21 protein-coding genes and 1 pseudogene are annotated in these 22229 nt (G+C 43.1%); 14 read left to right on the top strand and 8 right to left on the bottom strand.

What is annotated here, in order from left to right; genetic code table 11:
- Nucleotides 1-50 precede the first annotated feature (50 nt).
- The gene (locus gpAD87_RS21260) at nucleotides 51-1067 is read right to left on the bottom strand and encodes an NADP-dependent oxidoreductase (RefSeq protein ID WP_064640465.1); all 1017 of its coding nucleotides are present in this window, start codon (nucleotides 1065-1067) and stop codon (nucleotides 51-53) included.
- Between the two features lie 175 nt (nucleotides 1068-1242).
- Here gpAD87_RS21260 and gpAD87_RS21255 point away from each other — a divergent pair, with 175 nt between their 5' ends.
- Nucleotides 1243-1806, top strand: a complete 564-nt coding sequence (locus tag gpAD87_RS21255; protein ID WP_064640464.1) for a TetR/AcrR family transcriptional regulator — start codon at nucleotides 1243-1245, stop codon at nucleotides 1804-1806.
- A 138-nt stretch (nucleotides 1807-1944) separates the two neighbouring features.
- On the opposite strand, the gene gpAD87_RS21250 is transcribed toward gpAD87_RS21255, so the two are convergent.
- Entirely contained in the window at nucleotides 1945-3936 is a 1992-nt protein-coding gene (locus gpAD87_RS21250; RefSeq protein ID WP_064640463.1) for a DUF4832 domain-containing protein, read from the bottom strand.
- Between the two features lie 643 nt (nucleotides 3937-4579).
- Between gpAD87_RS21250 and gpAD87_RS21245 the strand changes: the two genes are divergently transcribed.
- From gpAD87_RS21245 to gpAD87_RS21225, 5 genes are all read left to right on the top strand, one after another.
- Entirely contained in the window at nucleotides 4580-5680 is a 1101-nt protein-coding gene (locus gpAD87_RS21245; protein ID WP_064640462.1) for a Gfo/Idh/MocA family protein, read from the top strand.
- An 11-nt stretch (nucleotides 5681-5691) separates the two neighbouring features.
- Nucleotides 5692-6582 carry a carbohydrate ABC transporter permease gene (locus gpAD87_RS21240; RefSeq protein ID WP_064640460.1) on the top strand — a complete coding sequence of 297 codons (891 nt, stop codon included), beginning with the start codon at nucleotides 5692-5694 and terminating at the stop codon, nucleotides 6580-6582.
- Nucleotides 6583-6594: 12 nt separating this feature from the next.
- The gene (locus gpAD87_RS21235) at nucleotides 6595-7428 is read left to right on the top strand and encodes a carbohydrate ABC transporter permease (RefSeq protein ID WP_053784043.1); all 834 of its coding nucleotides are present in this window, start codon (nucleotides 6595-6597) and stop codon (nucleotides 7426-7428) included.
- Nucleotides 7429-7498: 70 nt separating this feature from the next.
- Nucleotides 7499-8842 carry an ABC transporter substrate-binding protein gene (locus tag gpAD87_RS21230; RefSeq protein ID WP_064640458.1) on the top strand — a complete coding sequence of 448 codons (1344 nt, stop codon included), beginning with the start codon at nucleotides 7499-7501 and terminating at the stop codon, nucleotides 8840-8842.
- Nucleotides 8843-9095: 253 nt separating this feature from the next.
- Nucleotides 9096-10124 (top strand): LacI family DNA-binding transcriptional regulator, encoded by a 1029-nt coding sequence (locus gpAD87_RS21225; protein WP_064640456.1) that lies wholly within the window; start codon nucleotides 9096-9098, stop codon nucleotides 10122-10124.
- Between the two features lie 713 nt (nucleotides 10125-10837).
- Here the strand turns inward: gpAD87_RS21225 and gpAD87_RS21220 are convergent.
- Complete coding sequence (locus gpAD87_RS21220; RefSeq protein WP_064640454.1) at nucleotides 10838-11437, bottom strand: hypothetical protein; 600 nt, start codon at nucleotides 11435-11437, stop codon at nucleotides 10838-10840.
- Nucleotides 11438-11989: 552 nt separating this feature from the next.
- Between gpAD87_RS21220 and gpAD87_RS21215 the strand changes: the two genes are divergently transcribed.
- Entirely contained in the window at nucleotides 11990-12259 is a 270-nt protein-coding gene (locus gpAD87_RS21215; protein ID WP_197521457.1) for a hypothetical protein, read from the top strand.
- Nucleotides 12260-12407: 148 nt separating this feature from the next.
- On the opposite strand, the gene gpAD87_RS21210 is transcribed toward gpAD87_RS21215, so the two are convergent.
- Nucleotides 12408-12587: a hypothetical protein gene (locus gpAD87_RS21210; protein WP_064640452.1), complete on the bottom strand. Its 180-nt coding sequence runs from the start codon at nucleotides 12585-12587 to the stop codon at nucleotides 12408-12410.
- Nucleotides 12588-12951: 364 nt separating this feature from the next.
- On the opposite strand from gpAD87_RS21210, the gene gpAD87_RS21205 reads away from it, so the two are divergent.
- On the top strand, nucleotides 12952-13260 hold the full coding sequence (locus gpAD87_RS21205; RefSeq protein WP_064640447.1) for a hypothetical protein: 309 nt from the start codon (nucleotides 12952-12954) through the stop codon (nucleotides 13258-13260).
- A gap of 91 nt (nucleotides 13261-13351) precedes the next feature.
- Here gpAD87_RS21205 and gpAD87_RS31565 read toward each other — a convergent pair.
- A pseudogene (locus tag gpAD87_RS31565) lies at nucleotides 13352-14682 on the bottom strand (IS3 family transposase).
- A 492-nt stretch (nucleotides 14683-15174) separates the two neighbouring features.
- On the opposite strand from gpAD87_RS31565, the gene gpAD87_RS21195 reads away from it, so the two are divergent.
- From gpAD87_RS21195 to gpAD87_RS33000, 5 genes are all read left to right on the top strand, one after another.
- Nucleotides 15175-15606 (top strand): sigma-70 family RNA polymerase sigma factor, encoded by a 432-nt coding sequence (locus gpAD87_RS21195; RefSeq protein ID WP_064640451.1) that lies wholly within the window; start codon nucleotides 15175-15177, stop codon nucleotides 15604-15606.
- The gene (locus tag gpAD87_RS32640) at nucleotides 15599-15979 is read left to right on the top strand and encodes a helix-turn-helix domain-containing protein (RefSeq protein ID WP_082935210.1); all 381 of its coding nucleotides are present in this window, start codon (nucleotides 15599-15601) and stop codon (nucleotides 15977-15979) included. Before gpAD87_RS21195 ends, gpAD87_RS32640 begins: the two co-directional genes overlap by 8 nt.
- Nucleotides 15980-16095: 116 nt before the next feature.
- Nucleotides 16096-16689 (top strand): ZIP family metal transporter, encoded by a 594-nt coding sequence (locus gpAD87_RS21185; RefSeq protein ID WP_197521456.1) that lies wholly within the window; start codon nucleotides 16096-16098, stop codon nucleotides 16687-16689.
- 238 nt (nucleotides 16690-16927) lie between these two features.
- On the top strand, nucleotides 16928-17236 hold the full coding sequence (locus tag gpAD87_RS21180; protein WP_064640447.1) for a hypothetical protein: 309 nt from the start codon (nucleotides 16928-16930) through the stop codon (nucleotides 17234-17236).
- Nucleotides 17237-17533: 297 nt separating this feature from the next.
- Nucleotides 17534-17638, top strand: coding sequence for a YvrJ family protein (locus tag gpAD87_RS33000; protein WP_082935209.1), 105 nt, complete (start codon nucleotides 17534-17536; stop codon nucleotides 17636-17638).
- A 550-nt stretch (nucleotides 17639-18188) separates the two neighbouring features.
- On the opposite strand, the gene gpAD87_RS21175 is transcribed toward gpAD87_RS33000, so the two are convergent.
- The 3 genes from gpAD87_RS21175 to gpAD87_RS21165 form a co-directional block, all read right to left on the bottom strand.
- Complete coding sequence (locus tag gpAD87_RS21175) at nucleotides 18189-19346, bottom strand: DUF4179 domain-containing protein (protein ID WP_064640446.1); 1158 nt, start codon at nucleotides 19344-19346, stop codon at nucleotides 18189-18191.
- Nucleotides 19333-19866: an RNA polymerase sigma factor gene (locus gpAD87_RS21170; protein ID WP_064640444.1), complete on the bottom strand. Its 534-nt coding sequence runs from the start codon at nucleotides 19864-19866 to the stop codon at nucleotides 19333-19335. The genes gpAD87_RS21175 and gpAD87_RS21170 overlap by 14 nt, the downstream gene beginning before the upstream one ends.
- A gap of 628 nt (nucleotides 19867-20494) precedes the next feature.
- Complete coding sequence (locus tag gpAD87_RS21165; RefSeq protein ID WP_064640442.1) at nucleotides 20495-21400, bottom strand: helix-turn-helix transcriptional regulator; 906 nt, start codon at nucleotides 21398-21400, stop codon at nucleotides 20495-20497.
- A gap of 295 nt (nucleotides 21401-21695) precedes the next feature.
- On the opposite strand from gpAD87_RS21165, the gene gpAD87_RS21160 reads away from it, so the two are divergent.
- Nucleotides 21696-22229 (top strand): carbohydrate-binding family 9-like protein, encoded by a 534-nt coding sequence (locus gpAD87_RS21160; RefSeq protein WP_231952696.1) that lies wholly within the window; start codon nucleotides 21696-21698, stop codon nucleotides 22227-22229.

Raw genomic sequence — 22229 nt, 5'->3', positions numbered from 1 at the left:
GAGCGAGTAACTGAACCTCAAAAGGGTTCGAGTACTTGCTCTTTTTGCTGCTACAAGTCGGACATCCCAGTTTCTTGAGCAACTATGGAAGATAGATCATCTGTGATAACATCCCTCTGGATGACTATTTTTCCTCTCATATTCCGGGTGTCGTAATATTTATGAGCTTCGGCTACACCTTGGCGGGTAAAGGGGAATACGTTGTCTACATGTATATCGAGCTTATTCGTCTGAATCCATTGGATAAACGCTTCCCAGTCGTTAGCATTGGGGCTGATTAAGGCAAACTGGGCATCAATTCCTCGGATGAGAGGTTGCTTAACAATCGCCGGATTTACAAGGGAAATGAACGTCCCATTATCCTTTAATATGCTGTAATTTTTCAGTTCTGTTGCTCCGATTTCCGTGACTTTATCGACAACCGGGTCACGAACCATATCCAGCACGACATCAACAGGACTCAAAATCTCAGCAAAGTCGGTTGTTGTATAATCAATGACTTCGTCGGCACCGAGCTGAAGAACAAATGAATGATTATGGGCCCGAGCCGTGGTGATCACATAAGCGCCGTGTTGTTTGGCTAATTGTATGGCTATATGTCCTACGCCACCTGCACCGGCGTGGATCAGAATACGCTGTCCCGGCTGAAGTTTACCATAGTGAAATAAGGCTTGCCAGGCCGTCATGCCGGACGCAGAGACCGAAGCAGCTTCTGCATCGGAAAGGGACTGCGTTATCACAGCAAGATCGGATTCTTCCACTGCGACATATTCAGCGTAACCACCTCCTGTACGAGACACAGCAATAACGCGATCCCCGGTTTGTACACGAGTAACCTTTTCCCCTGTGGCCACAACGATTCCATTTATATCGACTCCAAGAACATAAGGGAATTGGGTGGGCATGAAATGCCTGAATGTTCCGCTCCTAATCAGTTGATCCGCTGAAGATACTGTAGTCGCCTTCATCTCCACGAGCACCTGTGTATCACTAATATGTGGTATATCGCGCTCCTGCTCCGCAAAAACCTCAGAGCCTCCATAATTTTCTATCACTACTGCTTTCATCATAGTCCTCCATTCGGTATTGCTGGCTGTCATTGATTTGTTCCCAGCCGTTCAATATAATGATCGTACTTATAATGGGATTGGACGACAATTGTTAAAACAGTGGAATGTGTATAATATTGAACACTATCTACTGTTTTGTTCAATCTCAGATCCGATAATAAAAGGAGTAAAAATGGACAGAAGAATACAAAAATCACGTGAATCGATTATAGATGCCTTTATTCAACTGCTGTCCGAGAAGAATTTTGAGCAAATCACGATTAATCAAATTGCAGAGCGAGCGAATGTAAGTCGCGGAACGGTTTATTTGCATTTTATGGACAAGTTTGATTTGTTGGATCAGTGTATAAAATCCCATTTGGTGGAACTGATCGAGAGCAGTCTCTTCTGCGGAGTCACTGGTATATTTCCTTCCAAAGAAGCTCTGCTGCACAGTTTTCGGTATCTGAAAGAACATGACCTATTCTATGGTGCAGTGTTGGCTGATCAAAGTGTCCCGGAATTTCGAACCCGCTTGCAAGCTGCTCTGTTGAGAGGACTGGATAAACAAATCGACATGAGTGGCATCAATCAGGGAAGGAACAAGGGGATTATGATTCAATTCCTTGCTTCCGCGCTGGCTGGCATGATTGAATGGTGGATTACCTCAGCCGAACCGTACTCCGTAGAAGAATTGGTTGATGAATTATGGATTCTGATGGAACGCAATCAAATGACACCTGTACCTCACGTATAGAGGAGAGTTGCTGGGGTTTACTGATTGTTGTGTTCGGTTGATATATAGTTATCATCAAAAAAAAGAAAGAGCAGGAATGAGGGCATAGTGCCCTGCATTCCTGCTCTTTGCATTTTCACTAGTCGAATCAATCACAGATTACTTCGTTACACTGCTCAGCTTGAACGAGCCGTCGGTCAGCTTGTTTGTATTGGCAAAGTCTACGCCAGGTTTATTCGTTTCTGGGTCAATGATCGCTATCGCGATATCATAGGTTCCGGCAGCAAGACCGGAGACCGGAATGGAATCGGTCAGGGTGTAGGTACCCGTTTTCCACGTGGTCAGATTGACGGTTGTTGTTTTCTTGGCGACCACTGTATTGCCGCTGCGCAGTTGGATTTCAACCGGCCAGGCAAACGGGAAGTGCTGTACACCTTTATTCTCCACCTTAATCGTTGTAGTGAACGTGCTTCCGCTAATGGTGGATGGGTGCGAGATTTCCTTCACCACAAAGTGGTAACCCATTCGTTTCTTGAGTGCATCGATATTGGCCTGTAAGGCATGATTCAGAGGAAGCGAGGCAGGGGAATTCGGTCCCAGCCAGCTTGGTTTGCTTAGCTCCGTTTGACGCAACGTTTCCGTAAATCCGCTACCGTTGGTTAATGCCGCAAGCATGCCGGAAGCTCCTCCGTAAAATTCGCCGCCTGAGATACGTGTCTCCCAGAAGTTTGCATGTGCAGGCTGTTGCTGACCAATATCATCCCAATAGCCATTCTGGGTGCCAGTGTACCAGCCCCAATCGGCATCGAAGCTGTCTTTATGTCCAAATACATCGTTGAACATGCCCATGACCATGCCTTTATTATTGGTTTTGGCGAGGGCGATACTGCGCCGGATCAGAACCTGCATTTTGTCCTCTTTGCCAGCAAAGGCATCAATATAATGCTGAACGTATTTGTTCGAGATGTCATTGGTAGGGAAAGCGCCTGTGTAATTGGTTTCACCATTTGGTCCGACATAAGGCCATGTATGGAACTCGCCCCAGTGCCCGAAGGAACCGATCTGGACAAAGGCGACCGGACGATCATTGGTGTTGTATCTTGCCGCAATGGCTTCGATGGCTAATTTGTGCCTTTCTTGCAGATAGGTGGAGTTGTAGTTGGGAGAGAAGCCCATGTTGTTGCCCGTACCCATGCCTCCGGTTGTATCGTTGTATATGGTTCCAGGTGATTCTCCGCGGGCTACCATCTCATTGTAGAGCCAGTCGGGAATATCTCTGTGGGCCTGTCCTGTCGGGCTGTCCAGAATGAAGCGAAACACCACTTTGACGCCTTTACTTTTCCAGTAGGCAAAATTGTTGGCGGCTTCAATCGCACTAAAATCATATGTGCCTTTGGTGGATTCAAGCTCCTTCCAAGTCACTCCGGCATATACAAGCCTGTGTGGCTGTGCATATGTTGTGCTCTTGGCCGAAGGCGCCCAGCCCTTGAATGGATTGTTGAGTGGGCTGTCCAGCTCTACGGGATTCACCACAGTATTGTTCCCCGTACCACCACCTGATCCAGCCGAGGTCAGAAGGTAAGCTGGCAGTGTTTGTCCAGCCGCGGGCAATCTCGACGTATCCGAGCTGTTGTCGATATACCCGACTCGCACGGTGCTGCCTGCACTGATTTGCAGTGTAGAGAGAGGAATAGCGACCTCAATGACGGTGGAGCTGCGGTAGAATTGAGAGCTGGTCAACGTACTGTTGAAGTTCCAGACCCAGTCGGTTCCGCTGCCACTATAGCGGTATAACCCCGTATTTTCAAGCAGCCACTCCACACCTGTAACTCCCCAGCCCGCAGCCTGGTAACCAGTTGAAGTATTGTTATCGGTATTAATCCAGAAGTTGCCCATCGTAGTACTCAGACCAGAGCCTTGAATAAGCAGATAGAGGTTGGTTCCATCATTGGTTACTTTGAGCGTCTGGGCAGTGCCACTATTGGTGGTGAGAGCACTAACGCTACTCCAGTCGCTGACATTGCCATCAATGGTGATGGTTGCAGCAGAGGCTTTGGGCAAGGCTCCCGCAGGTAATAGCAGAGTAATCATGAGGACAAAAGCCAAAAACAGTCCAAAGCTCCGCTTGCTTCTATCAAATAATCTTGTCATGGTATACCTCCTGAATAATGGATTTTGAATGATAACTCGTTCTGCCCACCCCGAATTTCGTTATGAGGGGAGAGTTAGGAGAGCTCAACTCCTTTCTGATCCACATGAAGTAGCGGAATAGTAACGTTTTATGTAAGAGTCATGGTAGTAATCGGGAAATAAACAACTAAAAAGGTGTGAATTTGGTTTGCGGCAAATATAAAATGTGTTTTTGGTTCTTGGATTCCGTGTCTAAATTGCATTATAGGGGATGAATACAGGAGATTCAACAGATATTTTTCCAGGATTTATTGTGTTTTCTATTGAAAATAGGCGTGTTTCATTGAATTTTGAACATGAGTATTCATAACTGGAATAAAATATTTGCCGCAAATAAAAATGAATGCAAATTAAAGTATATGATAATACAACAAAAATGTAAACGCTTAATTTATGATGAATAAAGAGTTATACTGTTTAGTAGTATATAAAATACAGCGCAAATATGTTGCCGCAAAATTATTTAAAATTTAGCCAAAATCAATTGACAAGGAATAAAAACTATTTTACTATCGTTACATAGTCACAGTCCTGTTAGATTTATTAACATCGAATTGGCTTCATGGCATTTGCCGCAAATTTACGAGCAACGGAGAGTGTAAGCATGGGGAAGATAAAAATGGCTTTTATCGGTGTAGGAGACATGGGGTCACATCATTGCATTGGTTTTGATTTGCTCGAGGATAGTGAGGTTCGTTATATCTGTGATATGAATGAAGCCAATGTGGCACGTACGCTGGCTGAACTCAAGAATAGCAACCCCACCATAGTTAGCGATTATCGTGAACTGCTTGCTAAGGAAGATTTGGATGCGGTGGTTATCAGTGTTCCGAACTATTTGCATCGCGAAGTGGCAGTCGCTTTTCTGGAAGCTGGTAAGCATGTATTTCTGGAGAAACCGGTTGCCCATACCATTGAGGACTGTGATGCCATTATAGAAGCGGCGGAAGCCTCGGGACGGGTATTGCAGATCGGATTGGTTTATCGATATTCGAATCTGTATCGCCGAATGGAGAAGGAATTGGAGAACGGACGTCTTGGTGACGTGAAATTGATGTGGTGCAAGGAATTCCGTGACCCGTTCCCGCCTGCGGATTGGTTCTATGACAAGACCAAGTCTGGGGGAGCGATTGTAGAGAAGGATTGTCATCACTTCGATATTTTCAACTGGATGATCCAGGCGAAGCCTGTCCGCGTGTTTGCCTCTGGAGGCCAGCATGTCATGAAGCAAGGAGAGCCCAATCGGATTCAGAATTCATACAGTCACTATCCGACGAAAGAAATTTCGGATACCTCCATCGTCGACCATGCATTTATCACCATTGATTATGATAACGGCAGTAAGGCCAATCTGGGCTTGTGCATGTATTTGAAACCGCGCAATCTGATGGGAGAAGGGCTTGAGATTGGCCTGATCGGAGAGAACGGTGGCCAGATGGTTGCCCGTAATGACAAGACGATTGACATCGTTGGCGGGCAGGACTGGACGAAGGACCATCTGGAGATTGATGTGACCTCGGATTCCATTATGGGTGGACACACGGGTGGACAGACCCAACGCATTGATTTTCTGAAATGTGTAAAGGAAGGCAGAAAGCCTTTTGCTAGTGCGCAGGTTGGTCGTAACGCGTTGCTTATTGCCCTGGCGGCAGAGAAATCCATTTTGGAAGAACGGTACGTCTATTTAGAAGAAATTTCAGGCTGAGGGGTGTCATCATGAACAGGTTGAGGAAATATGACACACTGCTGTTTTTTCTCTTCATTTTGCCTTGGATTATCGGATTTATCACCTTTTTCCTATTTCCTTTTGGGACTTCGGTTTTCTACGCCTTTACGGATGCGAGACTTCCGGGAGCGACCAACTTCAACTTTGTCGGCATTGATAATTTTACGCACATGATGGATGATCCCATCTTCTTGAAAAGCTTGATGAACACGATGTATTTCGTTGTATTCGGTGTTCCGATCGTAACGGCAGGTATGCTGGGTCTGGCGATGCTGCTTAATTTCAATGTCAAAGGTATTGCCTTGTTCCGCACTTTCTTCTATTTACCGACCCTAGTGCCCATTGTGGCAACAGTTATTATCTGGCGGCTGGTGTTCAACTCCGAATTCGGCATCCTGAACGCCGGACTTGGCGCGCTGGGTATAGGCAAAGTGGACTGGATTGGCGGGGAGCATACGATCAAGCCGGTCATCATCATGCTTCAAGTCTGGATCTCGGGCAGTGGGGTTCTGATCTTCCTGGCTGCACTGAAAAATGTACCCAGACATTTGTATGAAGCTGCTGCCATTGACGGTGCAAGCGGGATTCGCCGATTTTTCCAGATTACACTGCCGATGATCAGTCCTTCCATCCTGTTTGTCATCATTATTCAGACGATGTATAACTTTCAGATGTTTACGGAAGCGCTGCTGCTATCTAAGGGTGGTCCGAACTACTCTGCTTATACGTTTGTCTACAATATTTACAAGTCGGCCTTTACCGATCTGAAATTCAGCATGGCGATGACGCAGTCGATTTTCCTGTTCGCCGTGATCTCGCTTGTCACCCTGATCCTGATGAAAGTATCAAACCGCTTTGTGTATTACGAGGGAGAACGATAGGAGGAGAGTTACATGAACAGCCGAAAAATAGCGGTAAAAGCGTCCCAATATACCATGCTGATTGTAGCATTAATGCTGTTCGCAGGGCCTCTTGTATGGATGCTCTCGACCATGCTGAAAACCAAAGCGGAAACCTACAAGGTACCTCCAACCATCCTGCCAGACACATTCAGTCTGGAAGCCTTTGAACGGTTGTTCGCTGTGCAGCCGATGATGTGGCAGTGGATTCAGAACTCATTTATCATTTCCTTTTTTGTTGCGGCGGGAGCGGTGGTGTCCAGTTCACTTGTCGCTTATGGTTTCTCCCGTTTTGCAACCAAGTATCGGAATATTCTGTTCCCGGTTGTACTTGTTACCTTAATGATCCCTCCATCCATTATGATGATTCCCTCGTACGTTCTTTTTTCCAAACTGAACTGGATTGATACCTGGTTGCCTCTCATTGTGCCAGCCTGGCTCGGAGGCGCCTATTATATCTTCCTGTTCCGACAGTTTTTCATGACCATTCCCCAGGAGCTGGACGAGGCTACATATCTGGACGGCGGCAATCGCTGGACGGTATATGCACGAGTCATTATGCCGCTGTCCAAACCGATTATTATGACGACCATTATTTTTGCCTTTGTGAACTCTTGGCTCGATTTTCTGGGGCCGTTCCTGTATATCAAAAACCCAGAAATGTTCACGCTGAGTGTGGGCTTGCAGCTGCTGATTGGTCAGACGAGCCAGGATCTACCGGCGCTCGCTGCGGGTGCATTTATCAGTATTGTACCTATCGGTCTGCTGTATCTGTTTGCACAACGTTATATCGTCGAGGGGGTGGTGCTTACGGGCACCAAAGGGTAGAGTGGCTGCCTGCTTTCCGGTTTTCAGGTGAACAGGACTTATTGATATGACTTAAAGGGGAGCTGTGTATATGAGAGCGAAGAGTAAACGGCTATTCAATGTTTGGGCACTTGTACTTGCTACAATGGTGGTGATCAGTGGATGTGGAAACGGGGGATCGTCCGAAAACGCCGACTCTTCTGGTTCCGGCGGCAGCCAGAGTGAACCTGTAACAATCACATACTCCCAGTGGGGGACGGCAGAAGAGCTTCATCGTACACAGGAACTGTTGGATCAGTTCATGAAGGCCAATACCGATATTAAGGTCAAACTCGAAGGCAAGGATTGGGGCAGCTACTGGGACGGACTGACAGCGAATGCAGCAGGGGGCACACTTCCGGACGTGTTCAAAACGAGTTATGCATACGTGGAGAAATACGCCGAGCTGGGCATTTTCAAGGAATTGGACGGCTTGCTCGCGGAAAATCAGTTTGATCTGAACAATGTGGACAAAAGTCTGCTCGGTCTTCACCAATATCAGGGCAAACAAGTATCCTTGCCTATCGATGCCAACGTCATCGTATGGTATTACAACAAAGCGATCTTTGAGAATGAAGCCACGAACCCTCATAAAGCTCCCGTTCCATCGCTTGAGCCAACTTGGGATGAAATTACCGACATTGCAACCAAGCTGACGCTGGATAAGAACGGGAAAAGCGCAGACGAAGCGGGTTTTGATGCCGGAAACATTGTGCAGTGGGGCTTGTCCATTTCACCGGGATCAACGATGGATTGGTTTCTGGAGCCAGAGCTGTGGTCCAACGGAGCGAAGCTGGTGAATGACGATGGTTCCCTTGCGCTTGAGACACCTGAAGCGATGGAAGTGCTAAACTATTTTATCGATATGACCAAAAACAAAAAGATTAACACCACACCTGCACAGATTGAAGGTTTAGGTGGACAGGTGAATCTTGCGATCACTACATCCAAAGTAGCGATGAATCCGGGTGGCAGCTGGAATACAACCAACTACCAGGAGGCGGGCGTGGATTACGGTATCTCCTATCTGCCGAAATTCAAAACCAACCAAACCGTTGTTCAGCCAGCAGGTCTTGCAATCAGCTCCAATACAAAGCATGAAGAGGCAGCTTACAAGCTGTTGGCTTGGCTAGCAGGTCCGGAAGGACAGACAGAACTGGCGAAACAGGGATACTCGATTCCCGCGAACAAGGCCGCAGCGGATGCTTATATTGCCACTGTAGGTGAAGATAATAAAATCTTCCTGGATGCGCAGCAGTATGGCATTGTATCTCCCTTTACAACCAAGAAAACCGATCTGGTCTGGACGTATGGTGAGCAATCACTCAAACTTCCACTTGCCGGAGATGGTGATCTGAACGCAGCGCTTAAGGATTTGGCCTCAAAGATGCAATAAGCAGATAAAGAGGTGGCAATGCTTCATACGTTTTCTTAAAAAGAATTAAAATCGCGGCAGTTATGGGGGACAGCAAGCTCCCTGACTGCCGCTTTTGTTTTATAAAAGACTGCGCCTGTGCACCATTTCATTGACTTCTGTCCAGTAGAAATATAGAATTATATTTGCCGCAAATTTGTGTTTGCAGAGATGAAATTGCCCCAATACGAATGGGGTTTAAATACATAGGTTGAGGAAAGGTGGGGGACTTCACATGGCAAAATTGAAGGATATTGCAGACCGCGTTGGTGTATCGATCTCTACCGTTTCACGTGTGATGAAGAACGATGTCAATCGATCAGTCAGCGATGAAACCCGCAAAAAAATATGGGACACCGCTGAGGAACTGGGCTATCGTTCACAGCGTCCGGCCAAGAAGAAGAAGGTCCAGCCCAAAACGGCATATGCGATCGGCTGTGTGGTGGCTATTCCCCAAAATAAATACAACAGTCCTTATTTTTCAGTCATTATGGAAGGGATTGAGAAGCAGCTTGCTGAAGCAGGCATGCGCCTGGAATTTGTGTATAGCATCGAAAACGATGGGGATATCGTGCAGTTGCAGTCTCTGGTGAAGGAACATCAGATTGATGGCATGATTGTGGTGGAACGGATTGATCCGGAAGCCTATCGCTGGCTTAAGACCAATGTAAGGACTGTTGTGGGTGTGGATATTACGGACCCGGACATTCCGGTCGTCGGTTATGATCGTGAAGAGGCTGCGAGGGAGGCAACGAATCATCTGATTGCCCAAGGTCATCGGATCATTGCCTACATTGGTGGAGCAGAATTCAAGAATGACTTTCTGGAGGAAAAACGGTTTCTTGGTTATCGGCGTGCCATGACTGATGCGGAATTACCTATTGATCATGATTGGGTGATCGATGTGAAATGGGATGTTTCGCTGAGTTATGAATTGACCAAGCAGGCATTTACCAACAATGCGAACAGACCTACAGCCATCTTTGCAGCCAGTGATATGATGGCGATTGCGGCCATGCGTGCTGCAACCGAACAGGGGCTCCGCATTCCGGAGGATATCGCCTTTTTTGGGGTAGATAATATTGAAATATCCGAATTCACTTCTCCCCCGTTGTCGACCATTCATGTACCCAAGCTGGAGATGGGTATGTTCGCGGTTAAACAGCTGCTCGATTATCTGGATCATCCGTATGAAGTGGCTGTCAAAATGATCGTCCCGTACCGCTGCATATTCCGCCAGTCTTCCAATGGCAAGCGAGAATAGCTTTTGGTAATTTCATGGATTCTGAATTCAAGCACCAAAATAACTGCAAAACAAATGTATGAAAGTTAGAAATAAATATATAAGGACTGTTTATCGAATTGATGCAGTATGCACCAGTGGACTGCCTTATAATTTCAGGTTAAGCTAACGGGCAGGTTAGTTTAATAAAAATATACAAAAATCACTATACATGGTCAGGTTTTATTATTATTCAATTTCTATAGTATAGGACAGAAAGGCAAGTGGAGGGTAAAGTTTAGTGGAATTTAGAGAAATAACGTGGAATAACTTTATTGAATGTATTGAGCTACAAGTGACGGTGTAACTCACGCACTTGCAAGTTCATCAAATTTGGATTGAATCGATTTTTATGAGCGGCATGGGTTCAAAGTGTGGTATGTACAAATGTATCGTTAGACGTGTATCTAAATTATATTAGGCTTTATACGCCGTTACGCTAACGAGAGACGATAGATCAATAAAATCAAGAATTTAGCTTTTGACGTGATTGGTTGCTATTAACTGTAAAGAATAAAGAGAGATACGGAGTTAAATACGAAAAAAAGACGTCGGTTTTTTCATTGGTCGACTTTTTTTATAATGATATTAATAGAATTAGAAAGGAAAAAGCTCGGAGCAAATATAATCCGACTCTAAAACCGAAAAAACTAGAATAATCAACAAAGGGTGCCATGTTTGGCACCCTTTGTTGATTATTTTTTCTGGGTTAGTTTTGTAAAAGCAGCTTTATCAAAATCGTCAGCTTGAATAAGCCATTCGCCATTTTTATTTATGAGCGTCAACCTTCCCTCTAAAGGGACACGCTCACTCTGTCCATCTTGTTTTTCTAAGACAAGATCCATCGTGTAATCCAGATCAACGTAATCTTCTAGTACCTGATAGACCGTAAACTTCATATTCTCAGGATTCAAAGAAGCTTGTTGAGTTTCGGCAGCTTGTAAAGCTAGTGCAATATTGCTTGCATTAACCGGTTTTTCTTTCAGATTCTCAGCAAAAAATGGTTCTATTTCTTTATTTCGTTCAACAACTATTTCTTCTGAAGTTTCCGGAATATCATTGATCGTATATTCCTTCGTCTTATAGTTTTCAGCTACCTTGGTTGCTTCTTCGATTTCCTGTTCATTTACCTGGTCTTTTTCAGGAGTCTGTAAACTTTCATCAACGGCTTCTGTTTTTGAACTTTCAACAGGCAACTCTGCTTCAGTTTCACTAGATGTGTTGTCTTGCATACATCCTGTCACCAAGATGGCGGATAATAAAGTTAATCCAAGAATGGACGAAAACTTTTTCATAATGTTAATTACCTCCTCTGGTTAAGGATAATTTTACCATATGTTACTTATTTAATTCAATTTCCTGGCTCGTAAAATCTTATTTGACTTAAAGTTGAAATTAGAAATCTTGTTTTTTTCTTAGAGTGATAAGGTATCATCTGGGGACTACAGGTAGAAAAACCAGCTATACAAGCAAAAAAAAAGCAATGTAAAGAATTCCTGGTGTTGTTACTTCCCTTGAGATTAGAATCGACAATATTCTTGACGAGGGATAAGACATAGCAGTTCGAACAGCCTAAGCCATCTTTGCAAGTCTAATTAGCTTGTCATTATTCAGGAGGTCTTCTTTGAAATTAAATATGGAATTAGAGAAAAAGATAGCCAAATCAGATGCGTAACCATAGTTCCCTACGATGGATTACTTGTAGAATTATAAAAGTTTGCTGTTAGGTTGTATATTCACCAATTCATTTCTCTTTACAATACAGAACGCCAAACAAGCGTTACTAAAAAATAAAAGGAGGAATACAAATGGCTGATAATCCATGTCCACTGTATTCGCAACATCAAATGAGAACTCAAGGCTTTGCATCAGTTTCCGATGAGAGTGGAGTAAAAATTCAAGAGCTCAATGGTGGTGGATGGTATAAGTGTGGCTGTGGCGAACGATTCATCTGTTGGGGACAACCACACTCTCGTCTTCCCATCACATACTACGTCACTGAAGGAGCAATCAAGGCTGTGACCGGTGGAACTTCGGGAGTATCCGGCTTCCGCGTAGTGCGTAGTATGGTTCGATTTACAGACAGTACTACACTTCCTGGCTATCTGTTCCTATAACTCATTAAGAATAATACAAGAGAACGTAATGATTTTTCATTACGTCCTCTTGTATTAGTACGTTAATTAAATGAGAAGAAACCCAAGTCTCAAAAGACTGGGTTTCAAAGCACTCACAAAGAAAGACACGATGTTATACTTACCTATTTTAATTGGTTCTAAAGTAAGCTATACCATAAAATATGCCAATAATAATGACCGCTAAGACCAAGGTGGTTATAATTCCACTTTTCAGTGAGCTTCCTTTAGCTTGGCGAGCGAGTTCCTCTGCTCTTCTTTTCGTTGCTTCATCCTCGGAACCATTTAAGTTATTCGGTCTCATATTCATAAAGAAACAGCTCCCTTCTGTAGTTATAGTTTACCATAATTACCATGGGGGATGTAGTGGATTTGCCCATAATAGGTCTCACTCCCCAATAAAAGTCTTTTTTAGTCCTGATTCCCCCGTTTAAAAGAATAGATTAAATTTCCCGGTCCAATGATGGAAATTGAGTAGATCGAAGATGTCACTTTAAGGGAATATGGTCATGGGAGACAGATACAATACATTATTGATTTTTGATCTCTGGATAGCAATGACCTAAGTATGTTCTAATTTTTTTATTTGAAGGTTGTACAATCACTGCTTCAGTTCTCTTTATAATACAGAACGCCAAACAAGCGTTACTAAAAAATATAGAGGAGGAATACAAATGGCTGATAATCCATGTCCACTGTATTCGCAACATCAAATGAGAACTCAAGGCTTTGCATCGGTTTCCGATGAGAGTGGAGTAAAGATTCAAGAACTCAATGGCGGTGGATGGTATAAATGTGGTTGTGGTGAACGGTTTATCTGTTGGGGACAACCACACTCACGTCTTCCTATCACATACTACGTCACTGAGGGGGCAATCAAGGCTGTAACTGGTGGAACTTCGGGAGTATCCGGCTTCCGCGTAGTGCGCAGTATGGTTCGATTTACGGACAGTACCACACTTCCTGGCTATCTATTCCTATAACAAAGTAAGAAATAAAATAAGGACTAATCATGTAAAAATAGTAATCTGGACCCCATGTCAAGGACACTAAAAAAAGAGTGACAATAATCGTTTAAGAAGCGGACAATAGATGATTCCTGTATTGAAAAGGGGTCATCTTTTTTAATCCCCATTGATATCTGCGGTTGTTGTAATAGCGGATGTAACGATCGATTTCTTGCTGTAACTCTTGAAGGGAACGGCAACTACGATGATCGACATGGTCCTTCATGTGGCCGAAGAACGATTTTTGGGGAGCATTGTCCCAACAGTTTCCGCGTCTGGACATCGAATGACCTAACCCATGCTTCTTTAGCAACTCCTGATAGATGGGACTGGTATAATGGCTGCCTTGATCCGAGTGGATGAAAGCATCCTTTTGGAGCTTTAGACGGTTCTGTTTCTTGAGAGCGTCAACAGTATTCGTGGCAATGTCTAATGTCAGCCGATGGGATATGTTGTGAGAGAGGACCTCATTCGTTGAGCCATCCAGTATGGTCGACAAATAGGCCATCCCGGATCGGCCGTATGGAAGGTACGTGATATCCGTAAGCAAGGCCAGACCGGGTATGCCCCTCTTGAAGTCCCTCTGTAGAGTATTGGGTAAGGTCCGGTGTTCCAGCGTAGCTTTGGCCATGCGTTTATAATGGTTGATTTTTCTATGCGGACATATGATGTTAAATTTCTTCATCAATCTACGGATTTTCTTTAGGTTATAGATGACACCAAACTCTCGTGCTCAAGAATCATCTTGATGGAGCGTGAGCCCTTCTTGTAACCCCTTCGTTCGAAAGTCTTTTTAATCAGCTTCCCTGCCTCAGCATCCGAACGAACCCGCTCTAAACGTAAATCTGCAGCTTGTAAGTAGCTGTAATACCCCGAACGAGATACGTTAAGCAATGAGCAGAGGTATCCTGTCATACGTCCCAAGCCTTGATCCATGGCTTCCTTTATGACCTCGAACAACTTAATCTTACTTAGATTCATTCCCTTTGCTACCAGCAACCTTTCTTTCGTATCTAGCTTTTTTAGCAGTTCTACTTGAGATTCGAGTAGATGAATCCGTGCTTCTTGTTTTGCAATGATTTCTTCCTGCGATAACTCTCTTTGTAAAGGGCGACCCGAGGCTTCTTTTCGGGAGTCAGACAACCCAATAATCCCTCCATGATCGTAGGCTTTTTTCCAACGGCCGGCAGATTGTTTTAGTCGTTTCATTCCAATTACGGTAACATCAAACCCGTGAGCTTCAAAGATCTCTCTAGGTGCCTTTCCCATCATATATTCGTCAATGAATAACTACTTAAATTCATCTGCATAGGTTATGGCTTTGTCACTAACATTCCTTACATATCTGTTCTTTGATATCTGTTCACGTTCTTCTTCTGTGAATCGCTTTTTGCTCATGATGTAATCCCCCCATTGCTTGCTTCAGCATACAAAAAGGTACCCACAGTCCAACACCTTTTTTTCAAAGTGTCCAGTCTATGGGTACCAGTGTATTCCTTGCGTCCTTTTGTTATTTTTAAAACGTTTGCTTTTTTCAGTAATAGGACCAAAACATCGTTAAAAAAGCCAGATTCCATACTCCAACCTTTAAACTTTTGTTGACTTTACGTACAGCCATCTTTAATTTATTGTTTCCATGCCTTGCCTCATTTCACTCACTGTGCTTTGATTGCACTCTTATTAGTATGCAATATAACCAGGCTTAATCTTTCATTAAATACCTTCAGGAATAGTTGGCTCCAATTTATCGTCTTTTTTCATCCCTAAAATCCCCTCCTTTTATACGTAATAAAACCTATAAAATGTTATGATAAAATAAGAACAAATGTTCTTATATGTGTTGTTAATCTTTCCAGTAATATATCTTTATAGGATAGGGGAGGGGGCCGTATGCTCCAAGAAAATAAGGTAGATCAACCAGGAATTTCTGAGGAGGAGAAACGTTTTATTGGCTACATCTCCAGTATGCTTCACTATAATTCCATCCATTTTGACAAAAAAATAAGGAAAATAACCGAGCGTTACGCTTTGGTTTTGGATGATATTGATGTGAAAGATGAGGCTATGGAGGAAAGCGATACTGAATCGATATCTGAACCATTAGAAGAGCAAATCAGTGACCCTTCACTTTATGCTGCTTTTCTGAGTCTAACTACTCGAGAACGAGAGGTAGTTAATCTTTCTATCTGTAGGTTGCTGCGTGATACGGAGATTGCTCATGTCCTCGGAGTTTCACAACAAAGTGTTTCGAAAACTAGAAAAAAAGCATTAGAAAAACTCCGTAAAGCTATCATCAAGAACGGAGGTGTTGGATATGGATAATATACCTTTTTGGGAACAAATTGTAACTAATATTGGTTTTCCGATTGGTGTAACACCATACCTACTTCTTCCCTTTGAAAAGAAGATAGATATCCTAAGTGAGACCATTAAAAAATGGATTGAAATTCAAATACGGTATATAAGGAGGACAATTATGAGTAAAACATGGAAAGAACTCATTCAACAAGCAAAACAAAATAACCCAGAGGCAATGTTAGAAATGATTTACCGATTTGAACCCAAAATCAAAAAAACATTATACCAAACGAATGTTCAAAATCGAGAAGATTTGAAGCAAGAACTGATTGTTAAATTTATCGAAGTGGTTCATATGTTTGAACTAGAAGGACAAAGTGAAGGGATGAGAGCCTGATGTCTTATATATTAATCACAATAGCTCTAATCACAGTTGCTGTTGTTTCGAGCATGGTAGTGAATCGGTATAGCCGATGGATTGTAAAGCATAAGACTCCAATTGTTGCGATCAATATGAGTGTATTGTTAACTTTTACCGTTATGGAACTTATACCTCAGGCGGTGGAGTTTACGCATGAAGGCTTAATATTTATTGTTCTTGGCATTTTAATTCCGTTTCTAATGCATAACATTAGCCATCGGCACGAAGCAGCCCAGGTACCAAGTCAAGCGTTGATGTTTATCATGATCGGGACAGGTATTCATAGCTTGGTTGATGGTATGTTGATGGCTATCGGATTTATCATGGAAGACAACACTGGAGCTGTTCTCTTAACAACAATGATAATACATAAGTTTACAGAGATGCTCATGTTCGCCATGATTCTAGTTACATGGGTGAGTTCAACATTACGACTAATGATTTACCTCTTGTATTTAAGTATGTTTACAATACTAGGGATGGTGGGACCGCTGTTTTTAAACGGAAGTTGGAGTGGCTTCGAAAATTTGTCGGGTATTGCCCTTTCGCTTTCATCTGGTTTCTTTATCTTTATGTCTCTAACTGCATTATTCGAAGTAGTAGAGTCCGCCAAGGTTAAACATACTCACATATATCCTTTCGTTGGTTGTGCACTGTATTTTAGTTTTCATTTATTTCTTCATTAAGAAATATGACCTTTATTTTTACGGCCCGTGATAGATTCCTTGTGTGAATGGTTATGGTGATGACTTCATTCTAAGCGAATCTCACCATGGCCCTTTTTATTTTTTTAAGTTTCGAAGTTTTATTATGATCATGAGTACAAAAGATTGCGACTAGGTTGTAAATTAACGGTCTCACTTCTCTTTATAGTACAGAACGCCAAACAAGCGTTACTAAAAAAATAAAGAGGAGGAATTACAAATGGCTGATAATCCATGTCCACTGTATTCGCAACATCAAATGAGAACTCAAGGCTTTGCATCGGTTTCCGATGAAAGTGGGGTGAAAATTCAGGAACTAAATGGTGGAGGATGGTATAAATGTGGTTGTGGCGAACGATTTATTTGCTGGGGACAACCACATTCTCGTCTCCCTATCACCTACTATGTAACGGAGGGAGCGATTAAGGCCGTGACTGGTGGAACCTCGGGGGTATCTGGGTTCCGAGTAGTACGCAGTATGGTTCGATTTACAGACAGTACCACACTTCCTGGTTACTTGTTCCTATAATTAACGAACTAAACGAGGGGGACGTAATGATTAATCATTACGTCCCCCTCTAAACTTCTCAACTCTTAAACGTAGATTCTCCGCTGAAACTGGTAACACTCAAATGATCTCCCAAAAGTTTCTGTTAGGAAGGAGAAGACTTAAAAACAGGGATAAATTGTTAAAATAGAGTTTTAAACTCGTTTAACAATGAACTCCTTAACCCTCTTAATCAAAAAAAAACCTTCAAGTACATGCTGTTAATTATCAAAACACACTAGTGAAGTTTTTCTAACCTATAAGATAGGAGGAACCAATATGGATGATGTTCCAACTTGGGGACAACTCATCGCGAATGTCTGGTTTCCCATTGGGGTAACCTTGTACTTACTTCTCCGATTTGAAAAGAAAATAGATGCTTAGTGAGACCATTAACAAGTGGATTGAAGTTATTAAAAATGATTCAAAAGGAGGGAAAGCATGAGTATAACTGCGTATTAGAAATAATATCTATCCAAACTTACAGGAATTAAAGCAATCTACAATTGCAGTTTCATATTCTGTTCAATGTTCCGCACACGATCCTTGCCACATTAAAATCACCTCGCAGTTAATGTTATATACTAATTCGAAATACAACAAAGTAAGGGAAGAGTCTAAACGATCAGACTTTTCCCTTACTTTGTTGTGTTCTAGTTTTCAGTAAGAAGTTTATCAACAGACGTACGGAATGTTTCATAGTCAAAAGAGTTAGTTACTTTGTATCTTTGATAACCTTTATTATTGCCAATTGTGATTGGTTTAATATTATCAACCCCAAAGCTCACTACTTCCGAATTATCACTCTTATTGCGAATATAAATAATATAGGCATAGGCCGAATTACTATCATTAATTGGTTTCTCTACTTTCTTTAGGTATAGACTTGATAGTTGGTTTGAAAAATGTTTAGAAAATCTGTTTATATCCAAAACTATTGCACAGAAAGTACAGTCTCTAGCTCAGGGATGTATTTCTTTATCATATTTTTGTTTTCCCACCGTCCTATAACCCCAGCTGGGGCTTGACCTTCGGATACGACTAAATACGGTTTGATGGTTACGGTACGCGGTAGCGTCTTGAAGGGTTCAAAGCGAATATTATAAGATTCGCTAATGGGATGAGAACCTATGGGCTTCAGTTGAACGCCATGTTCATCCACAATATCATATTGAAGAGCGATGATGCCCCCGTTAGCACCCTTGTATTCCGAAGGGATAGAAGCGAGCATTTTTTCCATCCTCTGGCCCGGTTTGGTTTTGTACTCAACGGATAACTGCGTTGTGATTGGGGTGATTTCCAGCTTACTGATCTGCAAGTTAATGTTATCATGATGCTTGATCTCCTCTGAAGTCAGAACGGTAACGGGCGTAGTTTTGTTAACAGGCAGAACGAATTGGAACGGGATATCGTAACCCTTTAACGTTACAATTACATTCAAGTCAAACTGATCAGGGAACTGGACATTCTGGTTTATGCCAGTAGTGTTGGTAACCTGAACGATTAAGCTGGAAGCAGTCTTACCGTCCATAAATTCGGAATTCCAGCTCAGAGGCTGGCCTTTATAGAGGACCTCTAACGTGTCCACTGCCCCTCTATTGGCATCAGAAGGCAGTGAATTGGGTTCCGAATCCAGGCGATTTCCAGGAGTGGTTATATTCATAAGAATTCGGGTTCCGTCAAATAACAACGTTGGAATATTCATAGTCACATCGCCATGGGTCACGCTTTGGTTTACGTTTGTAATGAAATCCTTGGCTTGTTGAACACCGGAATCTTCGTTGTTTTCGCCCCATAATGAATAGATTTGTCCCAGAACCGGAATTTGCTTGAGTGCATCAGCCATTGCGGGCGATACAAAGCCGGAAGCAAGGACTGTAACTCCAAGAATTCCAGCGGCTGCAGTGGAAATCCACCATTTATTAAAATTTTTTGATACATGTTTCTTTTTCTGAACGTGGGAATTGGAATTATCAGTTTCCCTGATGATTTGGTAAGTCTCATTCAGCTTGGAGCGGACGATATCCGATAACTGTTCGGGAAGTAGGCTTTGGCAATTCTTTAATTGTTTTTCTAACTTAGTGTTTACCATGTCGCAGCTCCATTTCTTGATTGAATTGAGATGAATGTTTTAGCTTTTTGCGGGCGCGATGCAGCCGGGTCTTTACGGCTACCGTAGATATTTCGAGAATGTCGGAAATTTGACTGATCGGCATGTCCTGTAGGTAATGAAGGAGGATAACAATCCGTAGGTTCTCCTCAAGATGTTGAACGGCATCCCATAATTCGATTTTCTCATAATCCTTGGAAATGGAAGGGACGTCGGGAAGCTCTCCATAAGGGAGAGCTCTTGAATTGTTTTTGATCATTTTGTTGCATTCATTAATCAGAATCCGGAAGATCCACGTTTTGAAAAAAGCGGGCTCTTTGAGTGTATGGATGGACTTAAAGGCTTTAAGCATCGTCTCCTGCAGGGCATCTGAACAATCTTCGTCTTTGTTGACGATGGACCTTGCAGTTCTATACAAAGGTAACTCTATCTCTTGCATCAACTGTACGAATGCTTCAGAGTCCCCAGCTTTGGCTTTGATGACAATAGGATTAATATGCAAAGATTTACCTGCTTTCTTGACTAGAAGTATTCGAATGTTCGTAACGTTACTTATATATTAGATCGGGTAGGTAGCTAAAAGGTTACGTGGAAAAAAACTAACGTATTCTAGGACTGCATCCCGTTTGTGAGACAGGGACCAAAACAGGGCTAGATAAGCAAAATTGCATCCAGTCTAAAAGCTCCGCACAAGCATGCTGTGATGTGGAAGACTGACGGTGCAGGCTTGAGTCTCGGATGACAGGAATATGATCACATTCCCAACAATTGTAATGAGCTTCTTCATAACAAGGATATGGTCTGCACTGAATCCGCATTAATTGCGGGTTTTTTTTTCAGTGGTACAGATTCTTGTCAGAGGTCAATGTCAAGAATCTGTTTACGGCTAACCGAAATAGGAGGAGAAGGAAGATGAGTCAAGGAGCAATTATCGAAGGGATGTCTACTGTAGGAAAAACATCATTATTTTCTGCAATAAAGAGATTACATAGTCAAGCACCGAATAGTGAAAAATTATAATTGAAATAAGTGGACACTAAGTTAAATCAAATGAAAAGCTTCATTGATGAAACTAACGGGTAACATAAGGCACATGGAGCAGACTGCAGATTGGCAGGCTGCTCCTTTTTTTATAACATTCTGGACAACTTCCGGTATTCCCGGGGGGAAATGCCTTCATATTTGCGGAACATACGGCTGAAATAATGAATGTCCGGGTAACCGCTTTGTACACCGACAGCCTCAATGGAATGATCGGTTTCCCGCAATAGTTTGCGTGCCTCGCTCAGGCGGATGGATTGAATGTATTCGTTGGGCGGCATGCCCGCAATCTGTTTGAACAATTTGGCCATGTGATCCACACTCAGGTTCAATTGTTTGGCGATGCCCGAATTGGTCCACGGGTCGGAAGGGGCGGCCTCAATACGTTTCATGAGTTCGAGCAGCTTCTCTCCGTGTACCGAATCATGGCGTGACGAACTTCGCCAGGATGAACGTAGCAGATGGGTCAATATTTGCAGCATCAAGGCTTTGCACACCAGTTCATATCCCGGTGGGCGCATCGTAAATTCATGTACCAATTGCTCCATAAGCTGAACGGTAGCTGGAGAAGGGGTATACACCGGGTTGATAGATAGCGGCGTCATGCCCTCTACGCAAGCTTCCACTGCGAATTTTTGATGCAGAACAGTCTCTTCGTTAACAACCATATCTGCCTCGGTTAGAATGGTCAATTCGTTAAAGAAATCAAAATGAATGCCAATGAAACGTGCTTCCGGGCTGGAAACCACCTCATTCTGATGATAGACACCGGCAGGTAGCAAAATTAGCTGACCCGCCTTCAAAATATGGTGTTTATCGTTCATATATGTTGCAGCTTCACCTTGAGAGACGTACAGAAGTTCAAAATCATACAGACGCCGCTTTGCCAGCTTGCCGGGAGGAAGACTCTGGAACTGAGCATAATGCACGTTGGGAGACCATTCTTTGTAAGTGACGGTTCGTTGCAGAGGATATACCGCTTGCTGGAGAGACATAAACTCCATCTCCTTTTTCAATGAGATTGGCACAAACAGATTTAATTAAAACTGAACGGAATTGTGCAAATAATCTCTTTATCTCCTAAATAAATGATCACGTAAAATATTTATAATATATGTATTATCACATGTTCTTACGAGAGAGACAACATCACGGATTAAGCTAAAAAAGGAGAGGATTCAGATGCGCTCTCTCCCTGTGGAACGGAGCACGAGTTATTGCTGCGAATCACTCAGGTCAGTTGCACAGAGTGGATTCCCCTCGACTGCGGATTGGGAACGATGTGTTCCAGTGGAGCTGGTGGACACGGTAACAGGCAGGCCACCTCATCAATCCACAGAAGTCCGTTTTGGCTGGAGTCCCGAATATTTGCATATTCGCTTTATATGCCAGGATGATCACGTTGTATCTGATTTCACGGAAAGGGATCAGCCATTGTATGAGCAGGATGTGGTTGAACTGTTCATCGATGAACAGGGCGATGGCAGGAATTATATCGAACTGGAGGTCAGTCCGCACAACGTAATATTTGATGCACTCATTCACAATAACAGCGAAGGTTCCGAATTGAAGGCAGATGTAACCTGGCAGCTGGAGGGGTTGCAAACGGCTGTAGAAGTGGATCGTCAGGGCCATCGGGTGTATGTGATCCATATTCCAGCGAGTAACTTCAAGTCGCCCCTGACTAAAGGCGTATGCTGGAGGGTCAACGTTTACCGCATTGATGAGAATGTGCAGGGAGATCGGGAGTATCAGGCATGGCAGCCCACGGGGGCTGTAAACTTTCATTTGCCTGCCCGATTTGGTCATTTTCAATTAGGATAG

The organism is Paenibacillus sp. AD87 (assembly GCF_001659845.1).
Classification (GTDB): Bacteria; Bacillota; Bacilli; order Paenibacillales; family Paenibacillaceae; genus Paenibacillus; species Paenibacillus marchantiae.
Note: the sequence above shows the minus strand (reverse complement) of the source record. Positions and strands in the feature narration are given on the sequence as shown.

Coding starts and splice junctions, on each gene's coding strand:
- gpAD87_RS21250 (WP_064640463.1), bottom strand. CDS start 3,936: ATGACAAGATTATTTGATAGAAGCAAGCGGAGCTTTGGACTGTTTTTG.
- gpAD87_RS21235 (WP_053784043.1), top strand. CDS start 6,595: ATGAACAGCCGAAAAATAGCGGTAAAAGCGTCCCAATATACCATGCTG.
- gpAD87_RS21185 (WP_197521456.1), top strand. CDS start 16,096: ATGAGTGTATTGTTAACTTTTACCGTTATGGAACTTATACCTCAGGCG.
- gpAD87_RS21215 (WP_197521457.1), top strand. CDS start 11,990: ATGAGAACTCAAGGCTTTGCATCAGTTTCCGATGAGAGTGGAGTAAAA.
- gpAD87_RS21175 (WP_064640446.1), bottom strand. CDS start 19,346: ATGGTAAACACTAAGTTAGAAAAACAATTAAAGAATTGCCAAAGCCTA.
- gpAD87_RS21210 (WP_064640452.1), bottom strand. CDS start 12,587: ATGAATATGAGACCGAATAACTTAAATGGTTCCGAGGATGAAGCAACG.
- gpAD87_RS21205 (WP_064640447.1), top strand. CDS start 12,952: ATGGCTGATAATCCATGTCCACTGTATTCGCAACATCAAATGAGAACT.
- gpAD87_RS21240 (WP_064640460.1), top strand. CDS start 5,692: ATGAACAGGTTGAGGAAATATGACACACTGCTGTTTTTTCTCTTCATT.
- gpAD87_RS21255 (WP_064640464.1), top strand. CDS start 1,243: ATGGACAGAAGAATACAAAAATCACGTGAATCGATTATAGATGCCTTT.
- gpAD87_RS21180 (WP_064640447.1), top strand. CDS start 16,928: ATGGCTGATAATCCATGTCCACTGTATTCGCAACATCAAATGAGAACT.
- gpAD87_RS21165 (WP_064640442.1), bottom strand. CDS start 21,400: ATGTCTCTCCAGCAAGCGGTATATCCTCTGCAACGAACCGTCACTTAC.
- gpAD87_RS21195 (WP_064640451.1), top strand. CDS start 15,175: ATGCTCCAAGAAAATAAGGTAGATCAACCAGGAATTTCTGAGGAGGAG.
- gpAD87_RS21260 (WP_064640465.1), bottom strand. CDS start 1,067: ATGAAAGCAGTAGTGATAGAAAATTATGGAGGCTCTGAGGTTTTTGCG.
- gpAD87_RS21220 (WP_064640454.1), bottom strand. CDS start 11,437: ATGAAAAAGTTTTCGTCCATTCTTGGATTAACTTTATTATCCGCCATC.
- gpAD87_RS21230 (WP_064640458.1), top strand. CDS start 7,499: ATGAGAGCGAAGAGTAAACGGCTATTCAATGTTTGGGCACTTGTACTT.
- gpAD87_RS21245 (WP_064640462.1), top strand. CDS start 4,580: ATGGGGAAGATAAAAATGGCTTTTATCGGTGTAGGAGACATGGGGTCA.
- gpAD87_RS33000 (WP_082935209.1), top strand. CDS start 17,534: ATGGATGATGTTCCAACTTGGGGACAACTCATCGCGAATGTCTGGTTT.
- gpAD87_RS21225 (WP_064640456.1), top strand. CDS start 9,096: ATGGCAAAATTGAAGGATATTGCAGACCGCGTTGGTGTATCGATCTCT.
- gpAD87_RS32640 (WP_082935210.1), top strand. CDS start 15,599: ATGGATAATATACCTTTTTGGGAACAAATTGTAACTAATATTGGTTTT.